The sequence below is a fragment of the Asanoa ferruginea genome, from assembly GCF_003387075.1.
GTDB lineage: Bacteria > Actinomycetota > Actinomycetes > Mycobacteriales > Micromonosporaceae > Asanoa > Asanoa ferruginea.
Window position 1 is genome coordinate 484,727 of the sequence record NZ_QUMQ01000001.1, and the last position, 26,903, is coordinate 511,629.

The 26,903-nt window shown below is 71.6% G+C and carries 30 protein-coding genes; 19 read left to right on the forward strand and 11 right to left on the reverse strand.

Annotated features, from left to right (window positions below; genetic code table 11):
• Positions 1–7 precede the first annotated feature (7 nt).
• The 6 genes from DFJ67_RS02355 (at position 8) to DFJ67_RS02380 (ending at position 4,434) form a co-directional block, all read left to right on the forward strand.
• Positions 8–442 carry a VOC family protein gene (locus DFJ67_RS02355; protein ID WP_239097464.1) on the forward strand — a complete coding sequence of 145 codons (435 nt, stop codon included), beginning with the start codon at positions 8–10 and terminating at the stop codon, positions 440–442.
• 40 nt (positions 443–482) lie between these two features.
• Entirely contained in the window at positions 483–1,310 is an 828-nt protein-coding gene (locus DFJ67_RS02360) for a dioxygenase family protein (RefSeq protein ID WP_116066339.1), read from the forward strand.
• A 92-nt stretch (positions 1,311–1,402) separates the two neighbouring features.
• Positions 1,403–1,753 (forward strand): YciI family protein, encoded by a 351-nt coding sequence (locus DFJ67_RS02365; protein WP_116066340.1) that lies wholly within the window; start codon positions 1,403–1,405, stop codon positions 1,751–1,753.
• A gap of 9 nt (positions 1,754–1,762) precedes the next feature.
• Complete coding sequence (locus DFJ67_RS02370) at positions 1,763–3,010, forward strand: RNA polymerase sigma factor (RefSeq protein WP_116066341.1); 1,248 nt, start codon at positions 1,763–1,765, stop codon at positions 3,008–3,010.
• Entirely contained in the window at positions 3,003–3,407 is a 405-nt protein-coding gene (gene tsaA, locus DFJ67_RS02375) for a tRNA (N6-threonylcarbamoyladenosine(37)-N6)-methyltransferase TrmO (RefSeq protein WP_116066342.1), read from the forward strand. The genes DFJ67_RS02370 and tsaA overlap by 8 nt, the downstream gene beginning before the upstream one ends.
• 34 nt (positions 3,408–3,441) lie before the next feature.
• On the forward strand, positions 3,442–4,434 hold the full coding sequence (locus DFJ67_RS02380) for a zinc-binding dehydrogenase (protein WP_116066343.1): 993 nt from the start codon (positions 3,442–3,444) through the stop codon (positions 4,432–4,434).
• Here the strand turns inward: DFJ67_RS02380 and DFJ67_RS02385 are convergent.
• Both DFJ67_RS02385 and DFJ67_RS02390 read right to left on the reverse strand, forming a co-directional pair.
• Positions 4,372–5,142 carry an SDR family oxidoreductase gene (locus DFJ67_RS02385; protein WP_116066344.1) on the reverse strand — a complete coding sequence of 257 codons (771 nt, stop codon included), beginning with the start codon at positions 5,140–5,142 and terminating at the stop codon, positions 4,372–4,374. The genes DFJ67_RS02380 and DFJ67_RS02385 overlap by 63 nt on opposite strands.
• Positions 5,143–5,188: 46 nt before the next feature.
• Positions 5,189–6,046 carry a TIGR03560 family F420-dependent LLM class oxidoreductase gene (locus DFJ67_RS02390; protein WP_116066345.1) on the reverse strand — a complete coding sequence of 286 codons (858 nt, stop codon included), beginning with the start codon at positions 6,044–6,046 and terminating at the stop codon, positions 5,189–5,191.
• A 93-nt stretch (positions 6,047–6,139) separates the two neighbouring features.
• Between DFJ67_RS02390 and DFJ67_RS02395 the strand changes: the two genes are divergently transcribed.
• From DFJ67_RS02395 to DFJ67_RS02410, 4 genes are all read left to right on the forward strand, one after another.
• Complete coding sequence (locus DFJ67_RS02395) at positions 6,140–6,760, forward strand: TetR/AcrR family transcriptional regulator (protein WP_203784065.1); 621 nt, start codon at positions 6,140–6,142, stop codon at positions 6,758–6,760.
• Positions 6,761–6,796: 36 nt separating this feature from the next.
• Positions 6,797–7,501: a hypothetical protein gene (locus DFJ67_RS02400; protein ID WP_116066346.1), complete on the forward strand. Its 705-nt coding sequence runs from the start codon at positions 6,797–6,799 to the stop codon at positions 7,499–7,501.
• A 70-nt stretch (positions 7,502–7,571) separates the two neighbouring features.
• The gene (locus DFJ67_RS02405; RefSeq protein ID WP_239097463.1) at positions 7,572–8,180 is read left to right on the forward strand and encodes a tyrosine-protein phosphatase; all 609 of its coding nucleotides are present in this window, start codon (positions 7,572–7,574) and stop codon (positions 8,178–8,180) included.
• A gap of 37 nt (positions 8,181–8,217) precedes the next feature.
• Complete coding sequence (locus tag DFJ67_RS02410) at positions 8,218–8,700, forward strand: hypothetical protein (protein WP_147315395.1); 483 nt, start codon at positions 8,218–8,220, stop codon at positions 8,698–8,700.
• A gap of 54 nt (positions 8,701–8,754) precedes the next feature.
• Here the strand turns inward: DFJ67_RS02410 and DFJ67_RS02415 are convergent, their stop codons facing one another.
• Entirely contained in the window at positions 8,755–10,296 is a 1,542-nt protein-coding gene (locus DFJ67_RS02415; protein WP_116066348.1) for an FAD-dependent oxidoreductase, read from the reverse strand.
• Between the two features lie 86 nt (positions 10,297–10,382).
• Between DFJ67_RS02415 and DFJ67_RS02420 the strand changes: the two genes are divergently transcribed.
• Positions 10,383–11,654: an MFS transporter gene (locus DFJ67_RS02420; protein ID WP_170215720.1), complete on the forward strand. Its 1,272-nt coding sequence runs from the start codon at positions 10,383–10,385 to the stop codon at positions 11,652–11,654.
• Between the two features lie 80 nt (positions 11,655–11,734).
• Here the strand turns inward: DFJ67_RS02420 and DFJ67_RS02425 are convergent, their stop codons facing one another.
• Positions 11,735–12,298, reverse strand: a complete 564-nt coding sequence (locus DFJ67_RS02425; protein WP_116066350.1) for a TetR/AcrR family transcriptional regulator — start codon at positions 12,296–12,298, stop codon at positions 11,735–11,737.
• The gene (locus DFJ67_RS02430; RefSeq protein WP_116066351.1) at positions 12,295–12,726 is read right to left on the reverse strand and encodes an SRPBCC family protein; all 432 of its coding nucleotides are present in this window, start codon (positions 12,724–12,726) and stop codon (positions 12,295–12,297) included. The genes DFJ67_RS02425 and DFJ67_RS02430 overlap by 4 nt, the downstream gene beginning before the upstream one ends.
• Before the next feature lie 66 nt (positions 12,727–12,792).
• On the opposite strand from DFJ67_RS02430, the gene rnhA reads away from it, so the two are divergent.
• Positions 12,793–13,245, forward strand: a complete 453-nt coding sequence (gene rnhA / locus DFJ67_RS02435; RefSeq protein WP_116066352.1) for a ribonuclease HI — start codon at positions 12,793–12,795, stop codon at positions 13,243–13,245.
• A gap of 24 nt (positions 13,246–13,269) precedes the next feature.
• Here the strand turns inward: rnhA and DFJ67_RS02440 are convergent, their stop codons facing one another.
• Positions 13,270–14,109, reverse strand: coding sequence for an alpha/beta fold hydrolase (locus DFJ67_RS02440; RefSeq protein WP_239097462.1), 840 nt, complete (start codon positions 14,107–14,109; stop codon positions 13,270–13,272).
• An 87-nt stretch (positions 14,110–14,196) separates the two neighbouring features.
• Positions 14,197–14,361: a hypothetical protein gene (locus tag DFJ67_RS42505; RefSeq protein ID WP_170215721.1), complete on the reverse strand. Its 165-nt coding sequence runs from the start codon at positions 14,359–14,361 to the stop codon at positions 14,197–14,199.
• 191 nt (positions 14,362–14,552) lie between these two features.
• Here DFJ67_RS42505 and DFJ67_RS02445 point away from each other — a divergent pair, with 191 nt between their 5' ends.
• On the forward strand, positions 14,553–15,095 hold the full coding sequence (locus DFJ67_RS02445; protein ID WP_116066353.1) for a snapalysin family zinc-dependent metalloprotease: 543 nt from the start codon (positions 14,553–14,555) through the stop codon (positions 15,093–15,095).
• A 1,310-nt stretch (positions 15,096–16,405) separates the two neighbouring features.
• Here the strand turns inward: DFJ67_RS02445 and DFJ67_RS02455 are convergent.
• Both DFJ67_RS02455 and DFJ67_RS02460 read right to left on the reverse strand, forming a co-directional pair.
• Entirely contained in the window at positions 16,406–17,173 is a 768-nt protein-coding gene (locus DFJ67_RS02455; protein WP_116066355.1) for an ABC transporter ATP-binding protein, read from the reverse strand.
• Positions 17,170–18,099 carry a TIGR03560 family F420-dependent LLM class oxidoreductase gene (locus tag DFJ67_RS02460; RefSeq protein WP_116066356.1) on the reverse strand — a complete coding sequence of 310 codons (930 nt, stop codon included), beginning with the start codon at positions 18,097–18,099 and terminating at the stop codon, positions 17,170–17,172. Before DFJ67_RS02460 ends, DFJ67_RS02455 begins: the two co-directional genes overlap by 4 nt.
• A 137-nt stretch (positions 18,100–18,236) precedes the next feature.
• Between DFJ67_RS02460 and DFJ67_RS02465 the strand changes: the two genes are divergently transcribed.
• Positions 18,237–19,274: an ABC transporter substrate-binding protein gene (locus DFJ67_RS02465; protein WP_116066357.1), complete on the forward strand. Its 1,038-nt coding sequence runs from the start codon at positions 18,237–18,239 to the stop codon at positions 19,272–19,274.
• A 53-nt stretch (positions 19,275–19,327) separates the two neighbouring features.
• Complete coding sequence (locus DFJ67_RS02470) at positions 19,328–20,095, forward strand: ABC transporter permease (protein WP_116066358.1); 768 nt, start codon at positions 19,328–19,330, stop codon at positions 20,093–20,095.
• Between the two features lie 4 nt (positions 20,096–20,099).
• Here the strand turns inward: DFJ67_RS02470 and DFJ67_RS02475 are convergent, their stop codons facing one another.
• Entirely contained in the window at positions 20,100–21,290 is a 1,191-nt protein-coding gene (locus DFJ67_RS02475; RefSeq protein ID WP_116066359.1) for an ABC transporter substrate-binding protein, read from the reverse strand.
• A gap of 415 nt (positions 21,291–21,705) precedes the next feature.
• On the opposite strand from DFJ67_RS02475, the gene DFJ67_RS02480 reads away from it, so the two are divergent.
• Genes DFJ67_RS02480 through DFJ67_RS02495 form a run of 4 tightly spaced genes read left to right on the forward strand, consistent with a single transcriptional unit; the run spans position 21,706 to position 25,895 of the window.
• Positions 21,706–24,450: a sensor histidine kinase gene (locus DFJ67_RS02480; RefSeq protein ID WP_116066360.1), complete on the forward strand. Its 2,745-nt coding sequence runs from the start codon at positions 21,706–21,708 to the stop codon at positions 24,448–24,450.
• Positions 24,447–24,863 carry a roadblock/LC7 domain-containing protein gene (locus DFJ67_RS02485; RefSeq protein WP_116066361.1) on the forward strand — a complete coding sequence of 139 codons (417 nt, stop codon included), beginning with the start codon at positions 24,447–24,449 and terminating at the stop codon, positions 24,861–24,863. Before DFJ67_RS02480 ends, DFJ67_RS02485 begins: the two co-directional genes overlap by 4 nt.
• A 56-nt stretch (positions 24,864–24,919) precedes the next feature.
• Complete coding sequence (locus DFJ67_RS02490) at positions 24,920–25,285, forward strand: DUF742 domain-containing protein (RefSeq protein ID WP_116066362.1); 366 nt, start codon at positions 24,920–24,922, stop codon at positions 25,283–25,285.
• Positions 25,266–25,895 (forward strand): GTP-binding protein, encoded by a 630-nt coding sequence (locus tag DFJ67_RS02495; RefSeq protein WP_116066363.1) that lies wholly within the window; start codon positions 25,266–25,268, stop codon positions 25,893–25,895. Before DFJ67_RS02490 ends, DFJ67_RS02495 begins: the two co-directional genes overlap by 20 nt.
• Here the strand turns inward: DFJ67_RS02495 and DFJ67_RS02500 are convergent.
• On the reverse strand, positions 25,892–26,866 hold the full coding sequence (locus DFJ67_RS02500) for a sugar phosphate isomerase/epimerase family protein (protein WP_116066364.1): 975 nt from the start codon (positions 26,864–26,866) through the stop codon (positions 25,892–25,894). The genes DFJ67_RS02495 and DFJ67_RS02500 overlap by 4 nt on opposite strands.
• Positions 26,867–26,903: the final 37 nt, after the last annotated feature.

The window sequence follows — 26,903 nt, forward strand, 5'->3', positions numbered from 1 at the left end:
GACGCTCATGGCACAGGTCAGGCAGATGCGGTTGGTGGTTCAGGTCGACGACTACGACGCCGCGGTGGCGTTCTTCCGCGACGCGCTCGGGCTCACCGAGGAGGCGGCGTTCAGCGGTGGCGGCGACGAGCGGGTGATGATCCTCGAGGCCGGCCGGGCCACGTTGGAGATCGCCAACACCGCACACCACCGCTTCATCGACGAGGTCGAGGTCGGGCGCCCGGTCGCGCCGCGGTTCCGGATCGCGTTCGAGGTCGACGACACCGCCGCGGGCACGACCGCGCTCGTCGACGCGGGCGCCGAGCAGGTGGCGGCGCCGACGGAGACGCCCTGGCGGTCGCTCAACTCGCGGCTCGACGCTCCCGGCGACCTGCACATCACGCTCTTCCAGGAGTTGGATGCACAGCCGCCGCACAGCATGCCGAAAGCCGCGCCGCAGTAACTGGACGAATGGTTGGGACTACCGACAAAGGAGGCCAACCATGCACCAGCACGACCAGGGACTCTCGCTCGACCTCCCGACGCTCCTCAACCGCCGCCGCGTGCTGGGACTGCTCGGCATCGCCGGCGCGGCCACCCTGGCCGGCTGCTCGGGAGCGGCGACGGAGACGGCGGCGAGCCCGGCAAACGCGACGAGCGACTCACCAACGGGGCCCGGCCAGGCTCAGACCACGACCGCCGACGGCGAGATACCGGAGGAAACGGCCGGCCCCTTCCCCGGCGACGGCTCCAACGGCGTCAACGTGCTCACCGAGAGCGGCATCGTGCGCAGCGACCTCACCCGCAGCTTCGGCACCGGCTCGGCCACCGCCACCGGCGTACCCCTGAAAATCGCCCTGACCGTTCTCGACGTGGCCGGCAGCGGCACCGGCCAGCCGCTCGCCGGCGCGGCCGTCTATCTCTGGCACTGCGACCAGCAGGGCCGCTACTCCCTGTATTCGCAGGGCGTGGAACAGGAGAACTACCTGCGGGGCGTCCAGGTCGCCGACGCCGCCGGGAAGGTCACTTTCACCAGCATCTACCCCGCGGCGTACGACGGCCGATGGCCGCACATCCACTTCGAGGTCTATGCCACGCTGGAGAAGGCGACCACGGCGAGTGACAAGCTGCGCACCAGCCAACTCGCGCTCCCCAAGGACGCCAGCGCCGCTGTCTACGCGACCAGCGGCTACGAGCAGAGCGTGCGCAACCTGGCCAACACCTCGCTCGACAGCGACATGGTGTTCAGCGACGGCTACTCGCTGCAACTGGGCACCGTCACCGGTGCGGTGGCGAGCGGCCTGACCGTCACTCTTTCGGTACCCGTCTAAAAAATCCCGGACCCGATGTCGATTGCGGCGGAGTCGTTCGTCGACAGGATGAGAGGTGGTCACCGACCACTGCATGCCCGAGGGAGAAACCCATGCGCTACCTGTTGCTGATCTACAGCGAGGAGAACCGGGGCACGCCCGACCCGGCCGAGGCGGAGAAGGTGATGAACGAATACTGGGCCTACTCCGAGGCGATCGAGAAGGCCGGCATCGGCAAGGGCGGCGACGCGCTCCAGGAGTCGACGACCGCGACCACCGTGCGGGTCCAGGACGGGCAGCGGACGGTCACCGACGGCCCGTTCGCCGAGACCCGTGAGGTGCTCGGCGGCTACTACCTGATCGACGTGCCCGACCTGGACGCCGCGATCGAGTGGGCCGAGCGCTGCCCCGGTTCGAAATACGGTTCCGTCGAGGTCCGGCCGATCATGGAGTTCGGAGAATAAAGACCCGCCATGGGTACGGGCGCCGCATCCGTCGAGGCCGTCTTCCGCGAGGAGTGGGGCCGGCTGCTGGCGACGCTCGTCCGTACCCTGGGCGATCTTGATCTGGCCGAAGAGGTCGCAGCCGACGCGGTCGCGTCCGCCGTGGCCCGCTGGCCCAACGACGGTGTCCCCGACCGCCCGGGGGCGTGGCTGCTCACCGTGGCCCGCCACCGGGCGGTCGACGTGCTCCGCCGCGACAAGGTCTTCGCCGCGAAGCTGGCCCTGCTCCAGGTCGAAGCCGACCGGCGGGACAGCCCGCCGCCGATCGATCCGGTGTGGAGCGACGACGCGCCCGACGAGCGGCTGCGGCTGTTCTTCACCTGCTGCCACCCGTCGCTCGGGCTCGACGCCCAACTCGCGCTCACCCTCACCTGCCTGGCCGGCCTGACCACACCCGAGGCGGCGCGGGCGTTCCTGGTGCCGCCGGCGACGATGGCGCAGCGGGTGGTCCGAGCCAAACGCAAGATCCGCGAGGCCCGGATCCCGTTCCGGGTGCCATCGGCGGCGGAACTGCCCGACCGGCTCCCGGCGGTGCTCCGGGTGGTCTACCTGATCTTCACCGAGGGGTACGCCGCGACCGGCGGCAGCCAACTCGTCCGCGCCGACCTGGCCGACGAGGCGATCCGGCTGGCCCGCATCCTGCACCGGCTGCTGCCGGCCGAGCGCGAGGTGACCGGGCTGCTCGCGTTGATGCTGCTGGTCGACGCCCGCCGCCCGGCCCGGGTCGACGCCCGCGGCGACGTGGTGCTGCTCGACGAGCAGGACCGCTCGCTGTGGTCCCTCGACAAGATCACGGAGGGCCGCCGGCTGGTGGTCGAGGCGTTGACCGGCGGGCCGCCCGGCCCCTACGCGCTCCAGGCCGCGATCGCCGCCGTGCACGACGACGCCGCATCGGTCGCGACGACCGACTGGCCGCAGGTGGTCGCCCTCTACGACGTGCTCCGCACGGTGGCACCCTCGCCGCTGGTCGACCTCAACCGCGCGGTGGCGGTGGCCATGGTGGACGGTCCGGCCGCCGGTCTGGAGTTGCTCGACGAGTTGGTCGCCGACCGGCACCTGGCCGCCTACCACCTGCTGCCGGCCGCCCGCGCCGACCTGCTGCGCCGGCTGGGCCGCACCGCCGAAGCCGCCGAGGCCTACCGCGCCGCGCTCGCGCTGGTCGGCAACGAACCGGAGCGCGCTTACCTCGCGCGCCGCCTAGAGTCGTTGGATGTTTGAGATCTCGCCGGTCGGGGTGGTCTCCTCGCCGCTCACCGACGCCGCGGCCGCGCCGAAGCAGGGCGACGAGGGCGGCCCCGACGCCTGGCTCGAGTTCGACCCGTCGGTCGCCGCCGCGCTGGCCGACCTCGCGCCGGGCCAGGAGGTGCTGGTGCTCACCTGGTTCGACCGAGCGGCCCGCGACGTGCTCGCGGTGCGCCCGCGCGGCGCCGCTGACCGGCCGCTGACCGGCGTCTTCAGCACCCGCTCGCCGGACCGGCCCAACCCGATCGGCCTGCACCGGGTCACCGTGCTCGAGGTCGACGGCCCGCGGGTCAAGGTCAACAATCTGGAAGCCCTCGACCGTACGCCGATCGTCGACGTCAAGCCCGTACTCGGTGGGGTGTCCGAACGTTGACCTCAACCTCGGTTGAGGTGTGATCCTTCGTCGTATGCGAGTCGTGTGGTTGACCCGGTTCGGTGACCCGTCGGTGCTGGTGCCCGGCGAGGCGCCGGATCCGGCCCCCGGTCCGGGCCAGGCCCTGGTCGACGTGGCCTACGCCAACATCACCTTCATCGAGACGATGTTCCGGGCGCGCGGGTTCGGCCCGTTCAAGGGCGAGTTCCCGATGGTGCCCGGCAACGGCGTCGGCGGCGTGGTGAGCGCGGTGGGCGACGGCGTCGATCCCGAGCTGGTCGGCACCCGGGTGGTGACCTCGACCGGCGGTTCGGGCGGCTACGCGTCGCGGGTCGCGGTCGACGCGGCCGGCCTGGTGCCGGTGCCCGACGGCCTCGACCTCGACGTCGCGGTGGCGCTGCTCGCCGACGGCCGCACCGCGCTGCTGCTGATCCGCGCGGCGGCGCCGAAGCCCGGCGAGCGGGTCCTGGTCGAAGCGGCCGCCGGCGGCGTCGGCACGCTGCTGGTCCAACTCGCGAAGGCGGCCGGCGCGACGGTGACCGGCGCGGCCGGCGCCGCCAAGCTCGAGCTGGTCCGCTCGCTGGGCGCGGATCGGGTCGTCGACTACACCGCCGACGGCTGGTCGGCCGCGGTCGGCCCGGTCGACGTGGTGTTCGACGGCGTCGGCGGCACCGTCGCCCGGGCGGCGTTCGACCTGCTCGACCGCGGCGGCCGGATGATCAGCTACGGGCTGTCCAGCGGCGCCTGGTCAGACGTCACCGACGAGCAGGCCGCCGCCCGTGGCGTGACCCTGCTGCGCGGCGCCAACGGCACGCCCGAGGAGTTGCGTGCGCTGACCGCCGAAGCGCTCCGCCTCGCCGCCGACGGGCGGTTGACACCGGTGATCGGCCAGCGCTTCCCCTTGGAGCGTGCCGCCGACGCACACGCGGCCATCGAAGCACGCTCCACGGTGGGCAAGACGCTCCTACTGGTCGGCGAGCCAGTCGGCGAAGGTCGGGCCGCGCAGGACGGCACCGGGCCCCGGTAGCTGGTCGGGGCCGTTCATCCCGCGGCCGGCCTTGCCCGGCAGCTTGACCGCGATCACGGTCTTCCGCTCGCCGCGGTGCCGCACGAACTGGCGGGCCAGGTCGGGCAGGTATTCGACGCGCGGGCCACCGATGTCGGGCACCCGGCCGCGCGGACCGTCGTCGACGACCTCGGCGAGCGCGAGGCCCACCTCGCTCGCCGCGATCGGCTGGGTCACCGCCTTCGGCACGATCGCGAACCGGCCGAAGCTCGACTGCGCCATGATCTGGCCGGCGAACTCGTGGAACTGGGTGACCCGCAGGATCGTGCTCGGCACCGGGCCGTCGAGCACCGCCTTCTCCTGGGCCAGCTTGGCGACGTAGTAACCGTAGGGGATCTTGTCGATGCCCACGATGCTCAGCACCACGTGATGCTTGACCCCGGCCGCCTCCGCGAGCCGCCCGAGCCGCGTGGTGGTGTCGGTGAAATAGCGGACCGCCGTGGCCTTCGAGAGGGTCGTGACGTTGGCGCAGTCGACCACGCAGTCCACCCCCGCGAGCGCCATTTCGAGGCCGGCCCCGGTGGTGAGGTCACCCCGGAGCGCCTCGGTGCCGGCCGGCCCGGCGGTGCCGCTGCGGGTGAGGATCGCGACCTGGTGGCCGCGCTGGACAAGAGCGTTCGCGGTGGGTCGCCCGACCACACCCGAACCGCCGATAACGAGTACGCGCATGCTCTGACGACGAGACAGCCCCGGTGGAACGTGACAGTGTCGGCCGTCACCCCAGCAACCGGCCGGCGGCGGCGAGGCGGTCGACGGCCGCCGGGGTCCACGGCCCGCGAAAGATCACGACGAGGTGGCCGATCCCGAGCCCGGCCAGCGCGGTCGCGCGCTCCGAGAACTGCTCCGGCGTCTCGTCGGCGCCGAGGCGGGTGCTGACGGTCTTCTCGATCGCGGCGAAGTCGGTGCCCTCGGCCGCGCAGTGCTCGGCCAGCACTTCCAGCTTGTGCCGGATGGTCCCGCCGCCGTCGGGGATGTCGGGCAGGTTGCACGCCTGGGCGTAGCGCGCCACCAGCCGCAAGGTCTTCTTCTCGCCCATCCCGCCGACCAGGATCGGCGGGTGCGGCCGGGTCAGCGGGCCCGGGCTGCCGATCGGCCGGTCCAGGTGCGTCCGGGCACCGTCGAACGTGGACTGGTCGCCCGCCCACATCCGCAACGCGAGCCGCAGGGTGTCGTCGAGCAGCGCGAACCGTTCCGCGGCGGGCGGCAGCGGAAGGCCCATCATCGCCGCCTCGGCCTCGTGGTAGCCGGCGCCGACGCCGAACCAGGCCCGCCCGCCGCTCAGCACGTCGAGCGTGGTCACGGCCTTGACCAGCAGTGCGGGCGGGCGGAAGGTGACCGCCGAGACCATCGTGCCGAGCCGCAGCCGCGAGGTGGTCGCGGCCAGGAAACCCAGCGTCGTGTAAGCCTCGACGGCCGGCTCCTCGAGGTCGAGGCCCGGCTCGGCCTGGATCAGGTGGTCGCCGACCCAGAGCGTGTCGAGCCCGCCCTGGTCGGCGGCGCGGGCGACGTCGGCGAGGTCCCGGGCCAGCGGGCCGGGGAAGGCGGCGTTGGTCATGTTGATGCTGAGGCGCATGGGGCTCGTCACTCCCTCGTTCTGGAGAAAATTCCTCCGCTTCGTCGACCGTACCACCATTTCTGGAGGATCTTTCTCCGTATAGTGGGTCGCGTGACGCGCAAGGACGCCCTCGCCAACCGGGAGCGGATCCTCGTCGCCGCGCGCGAGGTGTTCGTCGAGCGCGGGCCGAACGCCCCGCTCGACGAGATCGCCCGCCGCGCCGGCACGGGGATCGCCACGCTCTACCGGCACTTCCCCGACCGGTCCGCGCTCGCGCTGGCGGTGGTCGAGGCGGCGGTGCGCGCGGCCGCCGGCGCCGTCCGCGCCGCGATCGCCGCCGAGCCCGATCCGTTCGCGGCGCTGCGCCGCTACGTGCACGAGGCGCTCGACCTGGGCGTCGCCGCGGTCATCCCCACGCTGCTGGCTTTTGTGCCGCACGCCGACCCGGCGCTCACCGCCGAGGGCGGCGCCCTCCTCGACCGGCTGGTCCGCTCGGCCCAGTCGGCCGGCCTGCTCCGCCCGGACGTGACCGTCGGCGACCTCGGCACGCTGGTCGTGCGGCTGTCCCGGCCACTGCCCGGCGGGCTGCCGGCGGGCGTCGAGACGGAGCTCGCGCACCGGCACGCCGACATCGTGCTCGACGGCCTGCGGGCGGCGGCCGCGACGACCGTCCTACCGGGACCGGCGCTGAGCTTCGACGCCCTGCGCGCCCAGTCGACGGGAACCGGCTGACCCGCGGGCGGCTCGTCACCAGCGGAGGTGGCGAATATGTCCGACACACTGCGCCGAACCCTGGCGGCCGCGGCGGCCGCTCTGCTCGCGACGGTCGTCGGCGCGATCGCGGCGCCCGGCCCGGCCCACGCCGGCGGCTGGGCGGCGACCGTCCTGGAGCCGATGCCCGCGCAGCTCACGGTCAACCAGACCTACACGGTCGGGATGTGGGTGCTCCAGCACGGGTTCCATCCCTATGAGGGCACGCTCGACCAGGTCGGGTTGCGGCTCGTCGACAAGGGTGGCAAGGAGAGTCGCTTCGCTGCGGTCAAGCTGACGGATCCCGCGCACTACGCGGTGTCGGTCGTGCTCCCGAATGAGGGGCCGTTCACGGTCATCGGCGACCAGGGCTGGTTCGCGCCCTACCGGGTCGGCACGATCAGCGCGAAGGGCGGCCTCCGGCAGTTGCCGACGGTCACCCCGCTGACGGCCGAGCACCTCGCGCAATACTGGCCCGGCGCGGTCAAGCCACCGGTGCTGCCGGTCGACGAGACGCGGGACCCGTTCGTGACCACCGATTCCGGCGCGCTGCCGGCGGCGCCGGTCGCAGCCGCTGTTGAGCCGGTCGCGGTCGAGCCCGTCGCGTCGTCGACGCCGTCCGGACCCGGACCGTCGCCCCGGCTCGCCGTGCTGGCCGCCGTGGCCGCGCTGGTCGTGGCCGGGACCGTCCTGATCGGACGCCGCCGACGTCGCGCCGCGTAGCCGGGTCGCGCCCGGCCGCTTCCGTGGGAGATCATGGCTTTTCCGATCCCCCACGGAAGGAGCCGGCGCCGTGATCCTCGACTGGCCGGACTGCACCAACGTGCGCGACCTCGGTGGCCTGACCACCACCGACGGCCGGCGGATCCGGCCCGACGCGCTGCTCCGCTCCGACAACCACCACCGGCTGACCGCCGAGACGATCGCGGCGATCCGGGCGGGCGGCGTCCGCCGGATCGTCGACCTGCGCTGGGCCCGCGAGTGCACCGCGCACCCGAGCCCGTTCGCCGCGGACCCGCTCTACGCGCACGTGCCCCTCCTCGGCGACAACGACTACGAGATCCTGCCGCACACCTACGCCCCGCTGCTCGACCACAGCCGCCCGGGCATCGGCGCCGCGTTCCGCGCGGTGGCCGAGGCACCGCCGGGCGGCGTGGTCGTGCACTGCCACGAGGGCAAAGACCGCACGGGCGTGCTGGTCGCCCTGCTCCTGCTGGTCGCCGGCGTGCCGGAAGACGAGGTCGCCGACGACTACGCCCTGACCGAGGGCGTGCAACGAATCGTCATGGTCAACACCATCGAACACCTACACCAGGCATACGGCGGCGTCGCCAAATACCTGGCCGACTGCGGCGTCGACGCCCAGGTGCTGGAGGCGGCCCGCGCCCGCCTGGTCGACTAGCCCCTTTGCCCAGCCGCCTTTCGGTAGCGTGACCACCATGGAGTCGACTGCGCTGACCGGCGCCTTCCTCGTCGGCGTCGCGACCGGCGGCCGCAGCCTGACCGGTCTCGCGACGATCGCCCTGACCACCCACCCGACGAGGGAAGACCGCCTGCTCGACCGCGCGGCAACCACCCGCGGCCGGGTCCTGCTGACGGCCGGCGCCACCGCGGAGTTGGTCGGCGACAAACTCCCCAACATCCCGAGCCGCCTGTCGAGGCAGGGCCTGACCGGCCGCATCGCCACGGGCCTGCTGGCCGGCGCGGCCCTGGCCCGGCGCTCCGGCGCCAACGTGGGCCTGGGCGCCCTGTGCGGCGCGGCGGGCTCGATAGCGGGCAGCTACGCGGGCGCGGCCTGGCGCCGCTGGGCCGGAACCGAGAAGGTCACCGCCTTCACCGCCGCGATCACCGAAGACCTGCTGACGGTCGCCACCGCCGTGATCGCCAGCGGCCTGGCCCCCCAACGCACCACCAAGCCCTAGCCCTAGCCCCAATAGATCTCGGCCGGGGCGGCGTGTCGCGGCCGCGACACGCGGCTAGCTCTTCAGCGTCGGCACTGGTTCGTAGTCGTAAAGCCACCCGGTGGCGCGCTCGTAAAAGCGTTCGAAGAAGAGCGACATCCCAATCTCGGTGAGCCGCCGGCGGACCGGCCCGGCTTGCTTGGCCTCACGGTTGTCGTCGGCGGCCCGCAGCACCCGGGTAACCCGCTCCCGCCGGGCCGCCTCATACCGGGCAAGCCCGTCGTGGACGGTCCCGGCGGCACCGATCATCGCCCCGAGAACGACCCCGTCCTCGATCGCCATCGAGGCCCCCTGCCCGGCCCCGACCGGGTGCGCGGCGTCGCCGACCAACACGATGCGCGCGTCGTGCCAGACCCGCACCAAGTCGAGCACCTGGTTGACGCTGTGCCGGTGCAGTTGGGTGGTGGCCGCGATAATCCGCCGCGGCACCGGCTCCGCGGCGAAGAGCCCGTCAAGCCACAGCAGCCATTCCCCACCGCGCTCGCCGGGTGGGTTAGGGCTGTTCACCTGGGCCTGCCACCAGACCTCACCACCGCTGGGTGGGACAACGTGGACAAACGCGCCGTGCGCCCCGACGGTCATGTTGAACGTGCCCTCGCCAGGCGACGCGCCGCTCACTTCATCGACCGCCCGCCGCGACGCAACACCGGGGACCGGTGCTGCCGACGCACCCACCTCGCCCACCGACCACCCGGACCCATCACCCGCGACCGGAACCACCGGCACGCCGAAATCGCCCACCGACCGCCCGGCCACGCCCGGGACCGGCACCACCGACGCACCCACCTCGCCCACCGACCGTCCGGACCCATCACCCCCGACCGGCACCACCGACGCACCCACCTCGCCCACCGACCGTCCGGACCCATCACCCCCGACCGGCACCACCGACGCACCCACCTCGCCCACCGACCGTCCGGACCCATCACCCGGGACCGGCACCACCGACGCACCCACCTCGCCCACCGACCGCGGGGACGAATCACGCGCGGAAGGACCAGCCACCGCACCCGGTGAGCGGCCGGAGATCACCCAGACGCCCGCGTAGCGCGGGGTCGGTGCATCCGGGTCGAGGGCGCCGCGCACCACTGAGCGGATTCCGTCGGCGCCGACCAGCAGGTCGCCGGTCGCGGTCAGGCCGCTTGCGAAGCGCGCCGTGCCGTCCGGGTCGACGGCGACCAGCCGCTCGCCGGTCACCAGCCGGACGCCGGCCTCTTCGGCCGCCGCGCGTAGCTCGGCCACCAGGTGGCCGCGCATCAGGGTGATGCTGCGCATCGGGTCGGTGGTGCGGCGGCCGCGGGGTACGTCGGCGATCAGTTGTCCCTTCGCTGACCACATGCGCATCCGGGCGATCGGCATGCCGCGGGACTGGACCCGCTCCAGGCAGTCGATCGCGGCCAGGCCGCGCAATCCGTTGACCGCCAGGCTGACGAAGGAGCCGACCTCGCCGCCCGGGTCGGGATGGGCTTCGAACAGCGTCACCTCGGCGCCCTGGCGGCGCAGGGCGATGGCGCTGACGGTTCCGGCCACTCCGCCGCCGATCACGATCGCGTGCATCAGGCGTACCCCCTGAATCTTGATTCACTGAATTTTGATTCAGCATAGCGGCCCCGCAGCGCTCGCGGAACTGGAATAGTCGGCGGGTGGACCTCGGCCCGCTTCGCCAGCGCGACTTCGCCCTGCTGTTCTTCGCCGGACTGATCTCGTTGACCGGCAACTGGGTGCTCGGCATCGCCCTGCCGGTCGCGGTGCTCGGGCTGACCGGCTCACCCGCCGCCGTCGCGACCGTGGTGGCCGCGTCGCTGCTCGGCACGATCGCCGCCGGTACGGTCGCCGGCGTCTACGTCGACCGCTGGGACCGGCGCCGGGTCGTGGTCGTCGTCAACGTCCTCCAGGTCTTCGCGCTGCTGCCGCTCCTGCTCGTCGACGACGCGGACCGGGTCTGGATCGTGGTGGCCGTCGCGTTCACTTCGCAGGCGCTCGCGCAGTTCTTCCAGCCCGCCGAGAACGCGCTGCTGCCCCGCCTGGTCGACGCCGACCGGCTGCCGGCCGCCAACGCGCTCAACACCCTCAACAACAACCTGGCCCGCCTGGTCGGCCCGGCGCTCGGCGGGGTTATCGCGGTGACCAGCGGGCTGGCCGGCGCCGCGCTGGTCGACGCGGGCACGTTCGCGATCGCGGCCGTGCTGTGTGGACTGATCCGCGGCAGCCATCGTGCGGTCCAGGAGACCGGATCCGAACCGGAACGGCATCTGCTGCGTGAGTTGGCCGAGGGCCTTCGCGCCGTCGGCCGCAACCGGATCGTCCGCGCGATCTTCGTCATCATCGCCGTCTCGTCGGTGGGAGAGGGCATGATGGGCACGCTGTTCGCGGTCTACGTCACGAAGGCCCTCCACGCCGGCGGCCGCGAACTCGGTTGGCTGATGTCGGCCCAGGCGGTCGGCGGCATCATCGGCAGCCTGGCCGCGACCCGGGTCACCGCGCGGTTCCGCCCGGTTCCGCTGATCGCCACGTGCTGGACCTTCTTCGGCGTGGTCGACGTGGTGATCTTCAACTATCCGCGGTGGGACGGTGCGTTCTGGCCCGTACTCGCGCTGTTCGTGATCGTCGGTCTTCCGGTCGGTATCCATCTCGGAGCGATCTGGACGCTGTTCCAGATCGAGACCCCGGACCGGCTGCGCGGCCGCGCGTTCTCGGCGATCTGGATGGGCGCGTCGATCGCGTCGGTGATCGGCGCGGCGGTGGCCGGGGCGTTGGGCGACAAGGTCGACGTGATCACCCTGCTGACCGTGCAAGGGGTGGGCTGCATCGTGGCCGGGCTGACGTTCCGGTGGCTGGCCGGCCCGGGTCCGGCGTCGCTGGTCCGGGCCGAAGCGCGGCCGGTTCCGGAGCCGGCTCCTGCGGCCAGTGCGTGAGTCCTTTGCTCTGCTGCCAAATAGGCAGCGGGCACCGCCGCTGGTGCTGCCTATGTGGCAGCAGAGCAAGAGGAGATCAACTAAGCCGGCGGGAGGTCGCGCCGGGCCAGCTCGCCGTAGAGGGTCATCGCCGCGTCGACCTCGGCCCGCTCCCCCGTCATCAGCAGGTCGAGCCCCAACCCGCGGGTGACGGCGAGCCCCAGCCGCGCGTGCGCCCGCGCCCGGTCGCCGGCGATACCGACCCGGGAGAACAGCTCCACGAGCGGACCCTCCCACGCCCGGATCACCGACTCGCGGAACGTGGTCGTCCACTCTCGACCGTAGAGCGCCTGCACATAGATCTCGAAGAACAACCGCTGCGCGGCGAGCAGGTCCGGGGTAGTTAGGTGCGCCCAGAAGGCGGCCGACACGGCGAAGATGTCGGCCTCCTCGGTGACCAGGTCGGCCAGCAGCGCCCGCTGCGCCGCCTCCATCCGGCCGACCACCTCGGCGAGCAGGCCGTCGCGGGAGCCGAAGTGGTAGATCAGCATCCGGTGGCTGGTGCCCGCCTCGGCGGCGATCTCGCGCAGGCTCAGGTCGCTGAACCCGCGCCGCCGGACGACCTCGAAGCAGCGGTCGAGCAGGGCTTCGCGGGCGGCGCTCACCCCTGGTCGGCGGCTTCGCTCGCGGCCTTCAGCCCCGCCACCTCCAGCTCCAGGTAGCGCCGGTTGCGCCGGCCGGACATCAGGTTGAGCAAGCCGGCGATCGGGCCGGTCTGGTGCAGCTCGAGGGTGATCCGGGTGGAGCCGTCGGCGTTGCGGTGCAGCAGGTGCCGGCCGACCGTGCGTACCCCCGGTGAGCGGTTGGTCCAGGAGAACTCGGCCTCGTCTTCGAACGTGGTGACCTCCCAGACCAGCGCCGGCATGCCGGGCTGCTTGATCCGGGCCTGGCTGCCCAACCGCAACGGCCCGTCGTCGAGCCGCTCGACCGTCGTCATCGAGGCCGTCCACCGCGGCCAGTCCGTCACGTCGCGCAGCACCGCCCAGGCGGCACCCAGGTCGGCCCGGGCGACAGCGCTCGTCGTCAGCATCATGTACCAGATGGTACATGCGGGCGAGCCGCGCGGCACCCGGCCATCTGCCGTCGGTAGGGTGCCGGCATGACCGTGGACATCTGGACAGACGGCGCGTGCAGCGGCAACCCGGGGCCGGGCGGCTGGGGCGCGGTGCTGCGCTTCGGGACGGTCGAGAAGGAGTTGTGCGGCGGCGAGGCGACCTCGACCACCAACAACCGGATGGAACTGATGGCGCCGATCAGCGCGCTGGAGAGCCTGACCCGGCCGGTGACGGTTCGGCTGCACACCGACAGCGTGTATGTCCGCGACGGCATCACCAAGTGGCTACAGCGCTGGAAGGCCAACGGTTGGCAGACCGCCGCGAAGACCCCGGTGAAGAACGTCGACCTGTGGCAGCGGCTCGAAGCCGCGCTCGCGCCGCACGAGGTGAGCTGGTTCTGGGTCAAGGGCCACTCGGGCCACCCGGAGAACGAGCGCGCCGACCGGCTGGCCAACCGCGGCCTCAACGAAGCCCGCGAGGGCGCGCCCAGCCGATAGCCGGGCACGCCCCACGCGCTCCGGTCAGGAGTGCTCCACCGCGTTGACGATGACCGACGTCACCTCGTCGGGGTTGGTGATCAGTGACAGGTGGCCGGCGTCGACCTTGGTGATCGCCGAACCCGCGCGCTCGGCCATCGCGTGCTGGCGGTCGGGCGGGATGACCTGGTCCTGGGTGCCCAGCACATACCACGATCTGATCGTCTTCCAGGCCGGCGGCCCCGACGGCTGATCGCTGGCGCTGGCCGCGAGCGGGCGCTGGCTGGCCCACAGCACGCGGGCGGCCTCGGCCGGCAACCCGGTGGCGAAACCGTTGACGAACACCGACTCCTTCACGTAGAGGTCGGCGTCGCCCTGCGCGGAACCCGGGTAGGGAACGAAGTCGAAGACCAGGGCCGGGTCGCCGGACAGCACCGACTCGTCGCCGACCAGCGGGGCGACCTTCTCGCCCTCGTCGGGGACGAACGCGTCCACGTACACCAGTGCCCGCACATTCGGGTTTCCGGTTGCCGCGTTGGTGATGACGGCGCCGCCGTAGGAGTGTCCGACCAGGACGATCGGCCCTGAGATGGTGGAGAGGAAGTCGCCGATCGTCTCGGTGTCGCCGGCCAGGCTGCGCAACGGGTTCGGCGGCACCCGGACGAGATAGCCCGCCTCGTGCAGCCGCTCGGTGACGCCGTTCCAGGACGAGCCGTCGGCCCAGGCGCCGTGCACCAGCACGATGGTCGGCTTGACCGGGTAGGCGTCTTCCGTGCTCATGGGACGGGCCGCGGCCACCGCGGACGGCACGGCGAGCGAGGCGAGCGCGAAGATCGCGATCAGCAGCGGTAACCGCCGCCGCAGGGCGACCAGGATTCTTTTCAACAAAGCCTCCGTGGATCTACTGGGGACGGGGACGAGCCCGCATTAATAACGCGGCTTATGCCCCAAATGTCACGGAGGCGCCCCTGGTCACCGTCCCCCGCCGACCACCCATCCCACCGGCGGCACCGAAGGCAACCGCGTCAGATCGGCCACCGCGGGCAGCCGCCCCAGCGCACCACCCGCCATCACCCCGAGCGCGGCCAGCAGCACCAACGCCGCCAAGCGGATGCCCACTGTGGATCGCCGTTCCATGTCGCTCCCCCTCACCGCATCCCAACGCTATGACTCTCCCGCGTACGCGGCGCCCAGTCATTGCCACTGGCAACCCAACCGGAGGTAGGGCCCGCCCTACCATCCCGCCGCGGTAGGTGCCCGCCGGGATGGCCAGTCGATCGATATCTCTCGATAGCCTGGGAGCCACCCATCCCACAAGGAGGCCCCCGATGGTCCTACGCCGCAGACTCTTATCCCTCGCGCTGATCGCGGCCGCCCTGGTCGGCGTCCAGCTCGCATCGGCCGGCGTGGCCCAGGCCGCGGTCCGGGTGCTCTACTACGACGCCAGCCAGGCACAGGAGTTCGTCGCCGTGGTCCGCCAGGGCGCGCAAAACTGGAACAGCCGGGTGACCAACGTCCGCCTGGAGCCGGTGCCCGCGGGCCGCACGCCCAACATCCGGGTCTACGCCGACAACGGCTGGCCGCGCACCTACACAACGTCGCTCGGCAACGGCTACTGGTACATGGGCCGCGAGGCCGTCAACGACGGCTACTACCAGCCGCGGATCTCCACACACGAGTTCGGCCACATCCTCGGCCTGCCGGATCGCCGGACGGGCTTGTGCGCCGACCTGATGTCCGGCAGCAGCGCGCCAGTCTCCTGCACGAACGCGTTCCCGAACAGCACCGAAGCCGCGACGGTCAACAACCGCTTCCGGTCCGTGTCACGCAGCGTGCCAGCGCAGACTTACGTGTGGCAGCCGGCTGCTTAGATCGAAAGCTGGCTTGCCCGGGTCCGTCGGGGGCGCGACCGTCGCTCCCGCCGGACACCAGGTCCGCGGGGGGTCTTCTGGGGCTTTGCCCCTTTCCCCCACCGGGGCGCTGCCCCGGACCCCGGCCGCTCTAAAGAGATGCCAGCCGTCTGGGGGAGGATCTCCTCGTCGGGCTTCGCTTAGGGCACCAGGATCTCCGGATGGGGACAAGGTCGTTCGTCCAGTTGGGCGCTCCACCTTGTCCCCATCCGCAGATCCTGGTTTGTGGGCTACGCCCGACGAGGAGATCCACCCCTACCCTGCGGGTGGGGTATGGGTTTCTGGTCAAAGCCGCCGCCGCGTGGCGGTCTGTCTGCGTTGGGCGGCGCCGGACGCCGCTTCAGCGCTCACCACACGGGCTAACGCCACCACCGCGTCGCAGTGATGACGAAGGGGCGCCCGCCGCCACTTCAGCGCCCGACACACGGGCTAACGCCGCTACCGCGTCGCGGTGGATGACGAAGGGGCGCCCGTTGCCACTTCAGCGCCCGACACACGGGCTAACGCCGCCGGCGCGGCGGTCGGTGACCAATCGGCGGCGCCCACCGCCGCTTCAGCGCCCGCCCCGCGGAACACCGCCGCGCGGCGGGAGCTCACCAATGAGTGGTGGCCGCCGCTACCTAAGCACCCACCAACCGCGTAAACGCCGCCACCGCGTCGCGGCAGATGACGAATGGGCGGCGCCCGGCGCCACCTCAGCGCCCAACACACGGGCTAACGCCGCCGCCGGCGCGGCGGTCGGTGACCAATCGCCGGCGCCCACCGCCGCTTCAACGCCCGCCCCGCGGAACACCGCCGCGCGGCGGCAGCCCACCAATGAGTGGTTGCCGCCGCCACCTCAGCACCCACCACCCGCGTCAACGCCGCCACCGCGTCGCGGTAGATGACGAATGGGCGGCGCCCGGCGCCACGCGCTTCGGGCGCTGCCGCGCTGCTTCGTCGGCGTGTCGCGCGGCGCCGCGCCGGTGGCGGGGAGATCTAGGAAAAGAGTGGTAGCCATAGCTACCAGAATTTTCCTAGATCTACTCGATCGGGACGTTGGGCTTGATCGTCTGCATACGAACTGCACCACCCACGACTTCCACCATGATCATGTGCATCGGGTCGGCACGACACGCCGTGCGGGTTGTCGATGAGGTGCAAACGATCACGCGGAGCTGGGCCGCCCGTGCTGACCAGGTGCAAACGATCATCCGAAGCCCTGTCGCCTGCCTCGCGCAGGCACTACGGCCGGGCACCGGTGGCTACACCGCGCCAGGGCACGCGGTGTGTCAGGCCGGGGCCGCCTCGCGGCGCATTAGCAGTTCGTGCAGCTCGGCTTGGGCGGCGGCGAGCTCGGCCACATGGGCGGTGCGGCCCAGCGAGCGTGGGCGCGGGACGTCGATGTCGAGGATCTCGACGATCTGGCCTGGGCGCGGGCTCAGGACCACGACGCGGTCGGCGAGCAACACGGCCTCGTCGATTGAGTGCGTCACGAACATGATCGTGGGTCGGTGTTCCATGTGGATTCGTTGCAGCTCTGTCGACAGGTCTTCCCGGGTCAACGCGTCCAGGGCGGAGAATGGCTCGTCCATCAGTAGCACCCGCGGGCCGGTCAGCAACGACCGGCACAGTGCCACCCGCTGTTGCATGCCGCCGGACAGCTCATGGGGCAACCGCTTCTCGAAACCCTGAAGGCCGACCATCTCCAGCAGCCCGAGGGCCCGGGCGCGCAGTGAAGACCGGCCCAGTCGGAAGATCTCCGCGGGCAGCAGCACGTTGTCGAGCACCGTGCGCCAAGGCAGCAGCGCCGGGCGTTGGAAGAGCAGGGCGATGTCGCGGCGGGCCTTGGTGACCCGCTCCCCCGCCACCTGGATCTCGCCCTGGGTCGGTGGGAGGAGGCCGGCCACCAGGCGCAGCAGCGTCGACTTGCCGCAGCCCGACCGGCCGACCACGGCGACGAACTCGCCCTCGGCGATCTGAAGGTCGATGTCGCGCAACGCCTCGACCGTGCCAGCCCGGCCGCTGAAGACCTGGGACACTCCGAAGAGCTGGATCATCCGGCCACCTGTGGCATGACCTCGGCCGCGATCAGGTCGAGGTGGTCGAGGTCGGTCAGGTCGGCGATCCGCAGGTAGGCCCGCTCGGCCCCGATCGACGCGAACTGCCCGAGGTAGTCGACCACCTCGTCGACCGAACCGTAGGCGCCCGACGCGGCCGCCCGCACCGGCGGCCGCAACAGCGCCGCCCGTCGCGAGACCGTCGCGGCATTGCGTCCACACGCGACGGAGACGCACACCGAACGTCGCACCGACGGCCGCCGCCCGGGAGAGCCTCGGCCTACCCGGGCGGACTCAAGATCGACCCGGGCGAACAGTTCCTTGGTGTCGGTCGGGCTGGCGAACTGGACGTTGTATTCGTCGGCGTAGCGGGCCGCCAGGCGCGGCGTGCGGCGCGGGCCCTTGCCGCCGACGATGACCGGCGGGTGTGGGCGCTGGGTCGCGCGCAGCCCGGGCGCGCCCGCCAGCTGGTAGTGCGAACCGAGATAGTCGAAGCGCTCGGCCGTCCACAGCCCGGTGATGATCGACAGCTGCTCGGCCAACCGCGCGAACCGCTCGCCGACCGGCGGCAACGGGATGCCGAACGCGGCGTGCTCCGGCTCGTACCAACCGGTTCCCAGGCCCAACTCGACCCGCCCGCCGCTCATCTGGTCGACCTGGGTGACCGCCACCGCGAGTGGGCCCGGCGACCGGAACGTGGCCGCGCTCATCAGCGAGCCGAGCCGGATCCTGCTGGTGTCGCGGGCCAGGCCGGCGAGGGTCATCCAGACGTCGGTCGGGGTCGGATCGGGCGGGCCGCCGAGCGGCAGATAGTGGTCTGGCCGGAAGAAGCCGTCGAAGCCGCAGGCCTCCGCATGCCGTGCCAGGCCGGCGATCTGGTCATAGCTTGTGCCTCCCTTGGTGGAGGCGAAGATCCGCAGACGCATCGACGTCAGGTTATCCCTTTCCTGCCCGGAAAGGATAGGTGGGCGGGCTGTGCCAATCGCCGGGTTTCCCCTAGGGTGGTGCGTCGTCCCCCCCAATGCGTGTCAATACTTCGATGCCTCGAAAGGGACCTCCCGCTATGAGAACCCTCCGCGCAGTAGCCGCCATCGGTGCCGCAGCCCTGCTGCTGACGATGGCTGCCTGCTCCGGCTCCGACGACGAAGCGCCCAGCGACACCGCCCAGAACGCCGCCGGCGACGCCCTCGAGAAGGTGACCTACCTCAGCGGCTTCGGCCTCTTCGGCCGTGAGTCCTATGTGTACGCCGCCATCGACAAGGGCTATTTCCGGGACGCCGGCCTCGAGGTCGAGGTCAAGCCCGGCACCGGAACCAACCCCAACCTCAAGGCGTTGAGCTCCGGCACCGTCCAGTACGCCTCGATCGACCTCACCGGCGCCTTCCTCGAGTATGGCCGCGCCGGCGGCATCAACGACTTCACCATCGTCGGCGCGGTGCAGCAGCGCTCGCTGACCGCGCTGATGGCGCTCGAGGAGAGCGGCATCAGCACGCCGCGCGACCTGGAGAACAAGACCATCGGCGCGCAGCCCGGGTCGGTCAACCAGGTGCTGTTCCCGACCTACGCCCGGCTCGCCGGCATCGACGCGACCAAGGTCAAGTTCCAGAACGTCGCGCCGCAGCAGCAGCCGCAACTGCTCGCCTCGAAGAAGGTCGACGTGATCACCCAGTTCCCGGTCGGCAAGCCGGGCGTGGAGCGGGCCGCCGGCGGCAAGAAGGCGGTCGTGCTGCCCTACACCGACGTGATCACCGACCTGTTCGGTGGCGCGATCGGCGTGTCGAAGAAGACCGCGCAGGACAAGCCCGACCAGGTCAAGCGGTTCATGACCGCGCTGCTGAAGGGCCTGGCCGACACGATCAACAACCCGCAGGAAGCGGGTCAGATCTACGCCAAGTTCGAGAAGACCCAGCCGGCGCCGGTCGCCGCGGCGGAGATGACGCTGATGCGCCCCTACGTCGACCTGGGCTCCGGCCTCGGCCAGATCGACCAGGCCCGCGCGGCCCGCAGCATCGCGATCCTCCAGGGTGCCGGCGCGATCCCCGACGGCCTCAAGCCCGAAGACGTCATCTCGTTCAACCTGATCCCCAAGCCGGCCGCCTGATCCCCGCCGGGGGCGGTCGCGACGGCCGCCCCCGGCACCCCCGTGGAGGAACGATGGTGCAGCAGCGCCCAGTGCTCGCGGCGACCCTGCCGGTGGTCGGCACCGCCGCGGCCGTCGCACTCTGGTGGCTCGCGGTTGTCGCCTTCGACATCGAGCCCTACCTCGTCCCGGCACCGCCCGAGGTGGCCCGGGTGTTCGCCGACATGCCCGGCGACCTGTTCGCCGAGGCGAAGGTGACGCTCGGCGAAACCCTTGCCGGCTATGGCATCTCGGTGCTCGCGGGCGTGCTGATCGGCACCCTGATCGCCGGCTCGCGCACCGTCGAGCGGGCGGTCTACCCGATGCTGGTGGCGCTCAACGCGGCGCCCAAGGTGGCGATCGTGCCGCTGCTGATCGTCTGGTTCGGCTTCGACAGCGCGCCGAAGGTGGTGATGGCGGTCCTGTTCTGCTTCTTCCCGATCACCCTGGCCACCGCGGCCGGCCTGACCACCACCCCCGCCGACCTCGTCGAGCTGAGCCGCTCGCTGGCCGCGTCAAGGCTGCAGACCTTCGCGAAGATCCGCTTCCCGGCCGCCCTGCCGCAGGTGTTCGTCGGCCTCAAGGTGGCGCTTCCACTGGCGCTGGTCGGCGCGGTCGTCGGCGAGCTGTTCGCCGCCGACGCCGGCCTCGGCTACCTGATCACCTCGTCGGGCGGCAGCGGCAACACCGCGCTCGCGTTCGCCTGCGTCGCCCTGCTCTCGGCGATCAGCATCGTGCTGTTCTACGCCCTGGTGGCGATCGAACGAATGACCCTGCCCTGGGTACGAGCAACCACGGCGTGAGCCGTCAGCCGGCCAGGCGCCAGCGGCCACCACGGGCGACCAGCATCGTCAACGACTGGCGCATCAACCCGGAGTGGTTGTCGGGAGTGAGCCGGATCGGGCCGGAGAGACCGTCCATCTGCGACATCTCGAGCTGGTCCCGGATCGCCGACCGGTCCGGCGTCGCCGCGTCGGCGTCGACCCGCACGGCCGCGTCGGTGACCAGTTGCAGCGCGTCGGCGGCGAACGACGCGATCCCGTAGTAACTGCCCCAGCGGGCCGTGTAGTCGCGGAACCACTGCTTACGCGCCGCCTTCGCGGGCGTCGTCGCGATCACGTCATCCATCACCATGGTCTGGGTGAACACCATCGTGCTGCCATCGGGGGTACGGCCGTCGCCGCTGCCCAGGAACAGGTCGCCGGCCGCGGTGGCGTCGAAGAACAGCCGGCCCCGGTATTCCACATCGGCGATGGCCGCGCTGGCCCGCGCGGCCTGCTCGGCACCGGTCCACACGATGATGCCGTCCGGCGTCGCCTCGGTGAGCTCTTCGATCGGCCCGTCGAGGTTGTCGTCGGTCGGCGGCACCGCGACCTTCGCGCCCAGCGTCAGCCCGACCTTGCCCAGCTCGCGGTCGAGCGCCTCGAGCCCCTCCGTGCCGTACCCGTCGCGGGTGTAGAGCAGGCCCAGCTTCCGCAGGCCGGGCGTGCGGTGCAACTCGGCGGCCAGCGCGGCGGCGTTGTCGTTGGCGTTGGGGCCGAGCTTGAACATGAAGCGGCGCTCGGCGACCGGGCTGGCCACCGAGCCGGCGGCGGCCAGCGAGATGGCCGGGATCGCCTTGGCGTTGAGCGTTTTCGCGGCGTTGACCGCGCACTGCCCGCAGGAGCCCATGATGATCGCGCTGACCGCGCGGTCGCCGGTGAAGTCCTGGATGTTGCGCAGGCTCTCGGCCGCGTCGGAGCGGTTGTCCTTGACCACCAGCCGGACCGGGCGGCCACCGGTCAGCCCGGAGCCGTTGAGCTGGTCGACGCGTAGCTCGAGGGCGCGCTGGAAGGCGCGGCCGGCGGCGGCGTCGGCACCGGAGAGCTCGAGGTCGGCGGCCACCACGATCGGTCCCCGCTCTTCCGCGTCACCCCCGTCGTCCGCCGAGCCGCAAGCGGCAGCGGCCAGGGCCACCGCGGTGGCAGCTACGAAGGCCAGGAAACGGACGGGCGTCACGGGATGCCTCCTTGACGGAGCAAGTTCCTCAATGGAGAGACGACGACCGGCTGGGGTCGGCAAGCGTTGTGAAACCTTGCCAACCACATCAGCTCTGGTCAAGCACAGGCATTCACATATCTGAGTGTCTCGAAATATGAGATCGGAGTCCGCACAATGGACATTACTTTACGTGCCCGTGCGGATACGCAGATCATGACCAGGCAGCTCAGGGCATTGGCCGAATGGCCACCCCGAACCTCCGACTGACCGATGCGTGCCCGCCGACCGTTTGCTACCCGCTTCACCCTTCCGTCCAGGGTCGAAACCTGATGAAATCGCCGCCGTGCCGCGTGCAGTGCGGGGGCGCCGTGACGACCGGTGGCGGACCCGCCACGTTCAACACCACGGAGGCGATGGCGTGAGCACCGGACGGATGTTGCTGTCCACGCGCGGCCCGGGGACACCCGGGCTCGAGCGGCGCGGGTTGCCCCGCCTCGCTGACGCGCGCATCCGTTCGAAGCTCGGCCTGCTGCTGCTGGTGCCGTTGGTCGCTGTGGTCGCGCTCGCCGCGGCCCGGCTGGTCGACGTCTCCCGGCAGGCCTCCGACGCGACGCTCATCCGCTCCCTCAGCGAGATCTCCATCGACGTCTCGGCGTTGACGCAGAACCTGCACAAGGAGCGGATGTCAGCGGCCGCGTTCCTGGCCACGCCGGAGGCCAAAGCCGACGCCTACAACCTGCGCGTACGCAGCACCGACGCGTTGGTGACCACCTACCAAGCCCGCCGGGCCAACCTGTCCGGCCTGCCCGAGCCGGTCGAGCGCCGGCTCGCCGCCATCGACGGCCACCTCGCCGGCCTGGGCGGCATCCGCGACGAAGCGCTGGCCCGCGGCCAGATGTCGGTCGCCGAAGTGGTGCTGCGCTACGGCGTCGTGCTCAACGACCTGGTCGCCTACGGCGACACCCTCGGCCAGGTCTCCGGTGAGGGCGACCTCGCCGAGAGCCTGCGCGCGATGGCCGCGTTCGCCCGCGCGAAAGCGGCCACCGCCGAGGAGGAGGCGGTCGTCTTCGTCGCCCTCTCCTCGGGTGGCCTGAGCGAGGAACAGTTCTCCGCCTTCGTCGCGACGCTGACCAGCCAGCAGGAGGCGTTCGTCGCGTTCGCCGGCTCGGCGTCGGCGTGGCAGCAGGGTGAGGTCGCCCGCACGGTCACGGGCGACGCCGTGTTGCTCGGCGACTCGATCTCGGCCGCGCTGACCCGCTCGGTCGGCGAGGCGGCGCCGTTCCCACCCAGCGTCGGCAGCCCGGCCATCGGCGCCGTCACCGACCTGATGCGTTACACCGAGACCAAGCTGGAGCGCGACCTGCTCGGCCAGGCCGAAACCGCCCGCGGTGACGCGGTCCAGCAGGCCACCATCGAAGGCTCGCTGGTGCTGGTCGTGCTGCTGGCCGCGCTGCTGCTGGCGATCGCCATCGCCCGGTCGCTCAACAGTTCGCTGTTCCGGCTGCGCGACGGCGCGCTCTCGGTGGCCAACCACGGGCTGCCCGAGGCGGTCGGCCGGCTGCGCGAGCTGGAGAAGCTCGGCGAGGGGGGCGTTGAAGAGATCGTCAACGAGGTACGCGACCCGATCCGGCTCACGAATCGCGACGAGGTCGGCGAGGTGGCCGCGGCGTTCAACGTGGTGCACCGGGAGGCCGTGCGGATCGCGGCCGAGCAGGCCGCCCTGCGCACCAGCGTCTCCGCGATGTTCCTCACCCTGGCCCGGCGCAGCCAGACGCTGGTCGACCGGATCATCGGCGAGCTCGACGCGATCGAGCGCGGCGAGGAAGACCCGAAGCGGCTGGCCAAGCTGTTCGTGCTCGACCACCTGGCCACCCGGATGCGGCGCAACGACGAGAACCTGCTGGTCCTGGCCGGCGCCGACACGGCACCACCGCGGCGCGAAGACGCGCTGCTGATCGACGCTCTGCGGGCCGCACAGTCCGAAGTGGAGTTCTACAACCGGATCGAGTTCGGCACCGTCGATCCCGACATCTCGGTGTCGGCCAAGGCCGTCAACGACGTCGTGCGGATCCTCTCGGAACTGCTCGACAACGCCACCCGGTTCTCACCGCCCAACACGGTGGTGGTCGCCGACGCGCGACGGATCCGCGACTACGTCGTGGTGCAGGTCGAAGACCGCGGCCTGGGCCTGGCCGACGACCAGCTCGAAGAGCTCAACCAGCGGTTGCAGGCTCCGTCGCCGGTCGACGTCTCGGCGTTCCGGCTGATGGGCCTCGCGGTCGTGGCCCGGCTGGCGTCCCGCTACCGGATCCAGGTCGAGTTGCGGCGAACCATCGACCAGGGCACGGTCGCACTGGTCACGCTGCCGGCCGAAATCGTGGTGGTGCCGCAGAGCCCGGGCCGCCCGGCCACCCTGCTGCCGCGCAAGCGGGTGCCGGCAGCGGCCGAGGCCGCGAGCAACGGGCACGCGCCCGGCGCGAGCGCGTGGGCCACCCGCGGCTCGGCGGCGACGCTGACCGCGCCGCCCCAGTGGGAAGTGCCACCGCCTGTTTCACCTGTCCCGAGCGCGGACCCCGCGCTGCTCGCCGAGCCCAGCCGGGAGGCGACCACCGAAATGCCAATCTTCCGGGAGATGGAAGCCGTCTGGTTCCAGTCGCACGGCCACACCTCGACGCAGATTCTGCACCTGCCCAGCGACAACTACCTCCCGACCGCGAAACCGCCCGCCCAACCGCCATCCCCGGCCGCCCCACCCCCAGCCGCCCCACCCCCGGCAGCCCCACCCCCGGCAGCCCCGCCCGCCGAGGTCCCGCCGGCCCCGGCCGTGCGGCACGTGATCCCGCCGCAAACCGCGCCGACCGGCGGCGGCCGGCCACCGGCCGACCAGCGCAACCCCGCCGACGAGGAACTCTGGCGGACCGCGGCCGACGAAGGCTGGGCCAGGGCTGGCCGGGCCGCGACGCCGACCACCGACGGCACCACCCGATCCGGCCTGCCGAAGCGGGTGCCACAGGCGCAACTGGTGCCCGGCGGCGTGGAGACCCGCCCGCGGGAAGACCTCAAGCGCGCGCCGGACGAGGTCCGCGGCCTGCTGTCGGCCTATCACCGCGGCGTCCAGCGCGGCCGCACGGCCAGTGCCGAGCTCGACAACCCACCGCCCAGCAAGGAGAACCGATGAACCGGGCACCGACCATGCAGGACATGGCCTGGCTGCTGAGCAACTTCGCCGACAGCGTGGCGGGCATCGCCCACGTCGTCGCGGTGTCGGCCGACGGCCTCCTGCTCGCCTCGTCACGGGACCTGCCGGCCGACCGGGCCGACCAGCTCGCCGCGATCACCGCCGGCGTGGTGAGCCTGACCACCGGCGCGGCGCGGATGTTCGACGGCGGCAACGTGCTCCAGACGGTGATCGAGATGCACAGCGGCTATCTGTTCCTGATGGCCATCAGCGACGGCTCGTCGATGGCCGTGCTGGCCGCCCGCAACAGCGATGTCGGCCAGGTCGGCTACGAGATGGCGCTGCTGGTCGAACGCGTCGGCAAGGCATTGTCGCCGGACCGCCGCGAAGCCGTCATCGGCCGCCGGTCCTGACGAGCAACTGAGCACAGTGGAGCCGCCCGCGCACGACCGTGAGGAGGTAACCGCGCATGGAACCGCCGTCCGGCGATCCCCGGGGCGCACTGGTGCGCCCATACGCGGTTACCCGTGGCCGGACCGAGCCACTGCAACACATCGCGCTGGAGGCGGTGCTGTCGGCGAGCGAGCGGGCCGTCTCCGAGGCGCGCTTCGCCGGGCACGACAAATACCGGATCGCGCAGATCTGCCAGTCCACCCCGCAGTCGCTGGCGGAGATCGCCGCCTACACCCGGCTCCCGCTCGGCGTCGCCCGGGTGATCGTGGCCGACATGGTCGCCGAGGGCCTGCTGGCACTGCACAGCGCGGCACCAGCGGAGAGGTACGAGGAACGGATGCACGTCTTGGAAAGGGTGCTAAGTGGACTACGCAGGCTCTGAGCGGGCCCGGGGCATCATCTCCGCGAAAATCGTCATCGCCGGCGGGTTCGGCGTGGGCAAGACGACGATGGTGGGCGCGGTCTCCGAGATCACCCCGCTGACCACCGAGGCGTTGCTGACCCAGGCCGGCGCGGGGATCGACGACGCCTCGAAGGTGCCGGGCAAGGAGACCACCACGGTGGCGATGGACTTCGGCCGCATCACCATGGCCGACGACCTCATCCTCTACCTGTTCGGCACGCCCGGGCAGACGCGGTTCTGGTTCATGTGGGACGAGCTGATGCGCGGCGCGGTCGGCGCGGTGGTGCTGGTCGACACCCGGCGGATCACCGACGCGTTCGCGCCGCTCGACTATTTCGAGAACCACGACGTGCCCTACCTGGTCGCCCTCAACTGCTTCGAGGGCGCGCCGACCTACGAGGCCGACGAGGTGCGCGAGGCGCTGGCCATCCCGCCCAAGGTGCCGCTGGTGATGACCGACGCCCGCCGCCGCGAGGCGGTCAAGGAGACGCTGATCGACGTCGTCGAACTCGCCATGCGCACGCTGCGCGAGGAGTTCGGCCGCGGCACACCGGTCGGTGCGGCCGCGGCCCCTCCGTACGAAACCTAGAACCTGAGGTTTGCCAGGTAGTTGAAGCCGACCCGCGCGGTGCTGATCGCGTCGGCGGGCTGCCGAGGTGCGGTGCCGGCGTCGTCGCGCTCGATGATGAACTCGTCGATGCCCGCCTCGCGGCCGTGCTCGAAGATCCGGGCGAAGTTGATGACGCCCTGGCCGGCGTCTTCGAACGAACCCGCGTCGTTCATGTCCTTCACGTGGAACTGCCGGATCCGGCCGCGGTTGGCGCGGATGAGGTCGACCGGGTCGTTGGCGCCGCGGGTGACCCAGAACAGGTCCATCTCGAGGTGCACCAGGTCGGGGTCGGTCTCCTCGGTGATGATGTCGTAAGCGGTGCGGGTGCCACCGTCGAGGCGGAAGAACTCGAAGTGGTGGTTGTGGTAGCCGAAGTCGAGCCCGGCCTTGCGGGCCAATGCACCGGCCTTGTTGAGGTCGCGGGCGAACGCCCGCCAGGTCGCCGAGTCGCGGATGATGCCGTTGGCGCCGACCCCGAAGAACGGGTGGACGATGTAGCGCGAGCCGAGCAGCCGGGAGTCGGCGAGTGACTTTTGCCAGGCCGCCGCGTCGAACGGCTGGGGTATCGCGACGTGGCCCGACGTCGAGCGCAGCCCGACGGCGTCGAGCGCGGCCTTGAACTGGGCGGCGGTCCGCCCGACGAAACCGGCGTGCTCGACCCGGGTGTAGCCGATGTCGGCGAGCGCGGCCAGCGTGCCCTCCAGATCGGCGTTGAGCTGGTCGCGCAACGTGTAGAGCTGGACGCTGATGTGGTCACGGGGAACCCGGCCGTGACCGCCGCCGCGGCTGGCCGCACTCGCCGGCGCGGCCGACAGGCCCACCGCTCCGACGGCGCCGGCCGCTGCCGCGACACCCGCGGCCCGCAGTGCGCCGCGCCTGGTCAGCGTGCGCAGCTGCTCCTCACCCAGCGGCTGGGCGTTCTGGATTGCCTGTTGGTCGTTGACGCACATGGATGACTGCCTCCTGGCGTTCGGGACGGGAAACTCG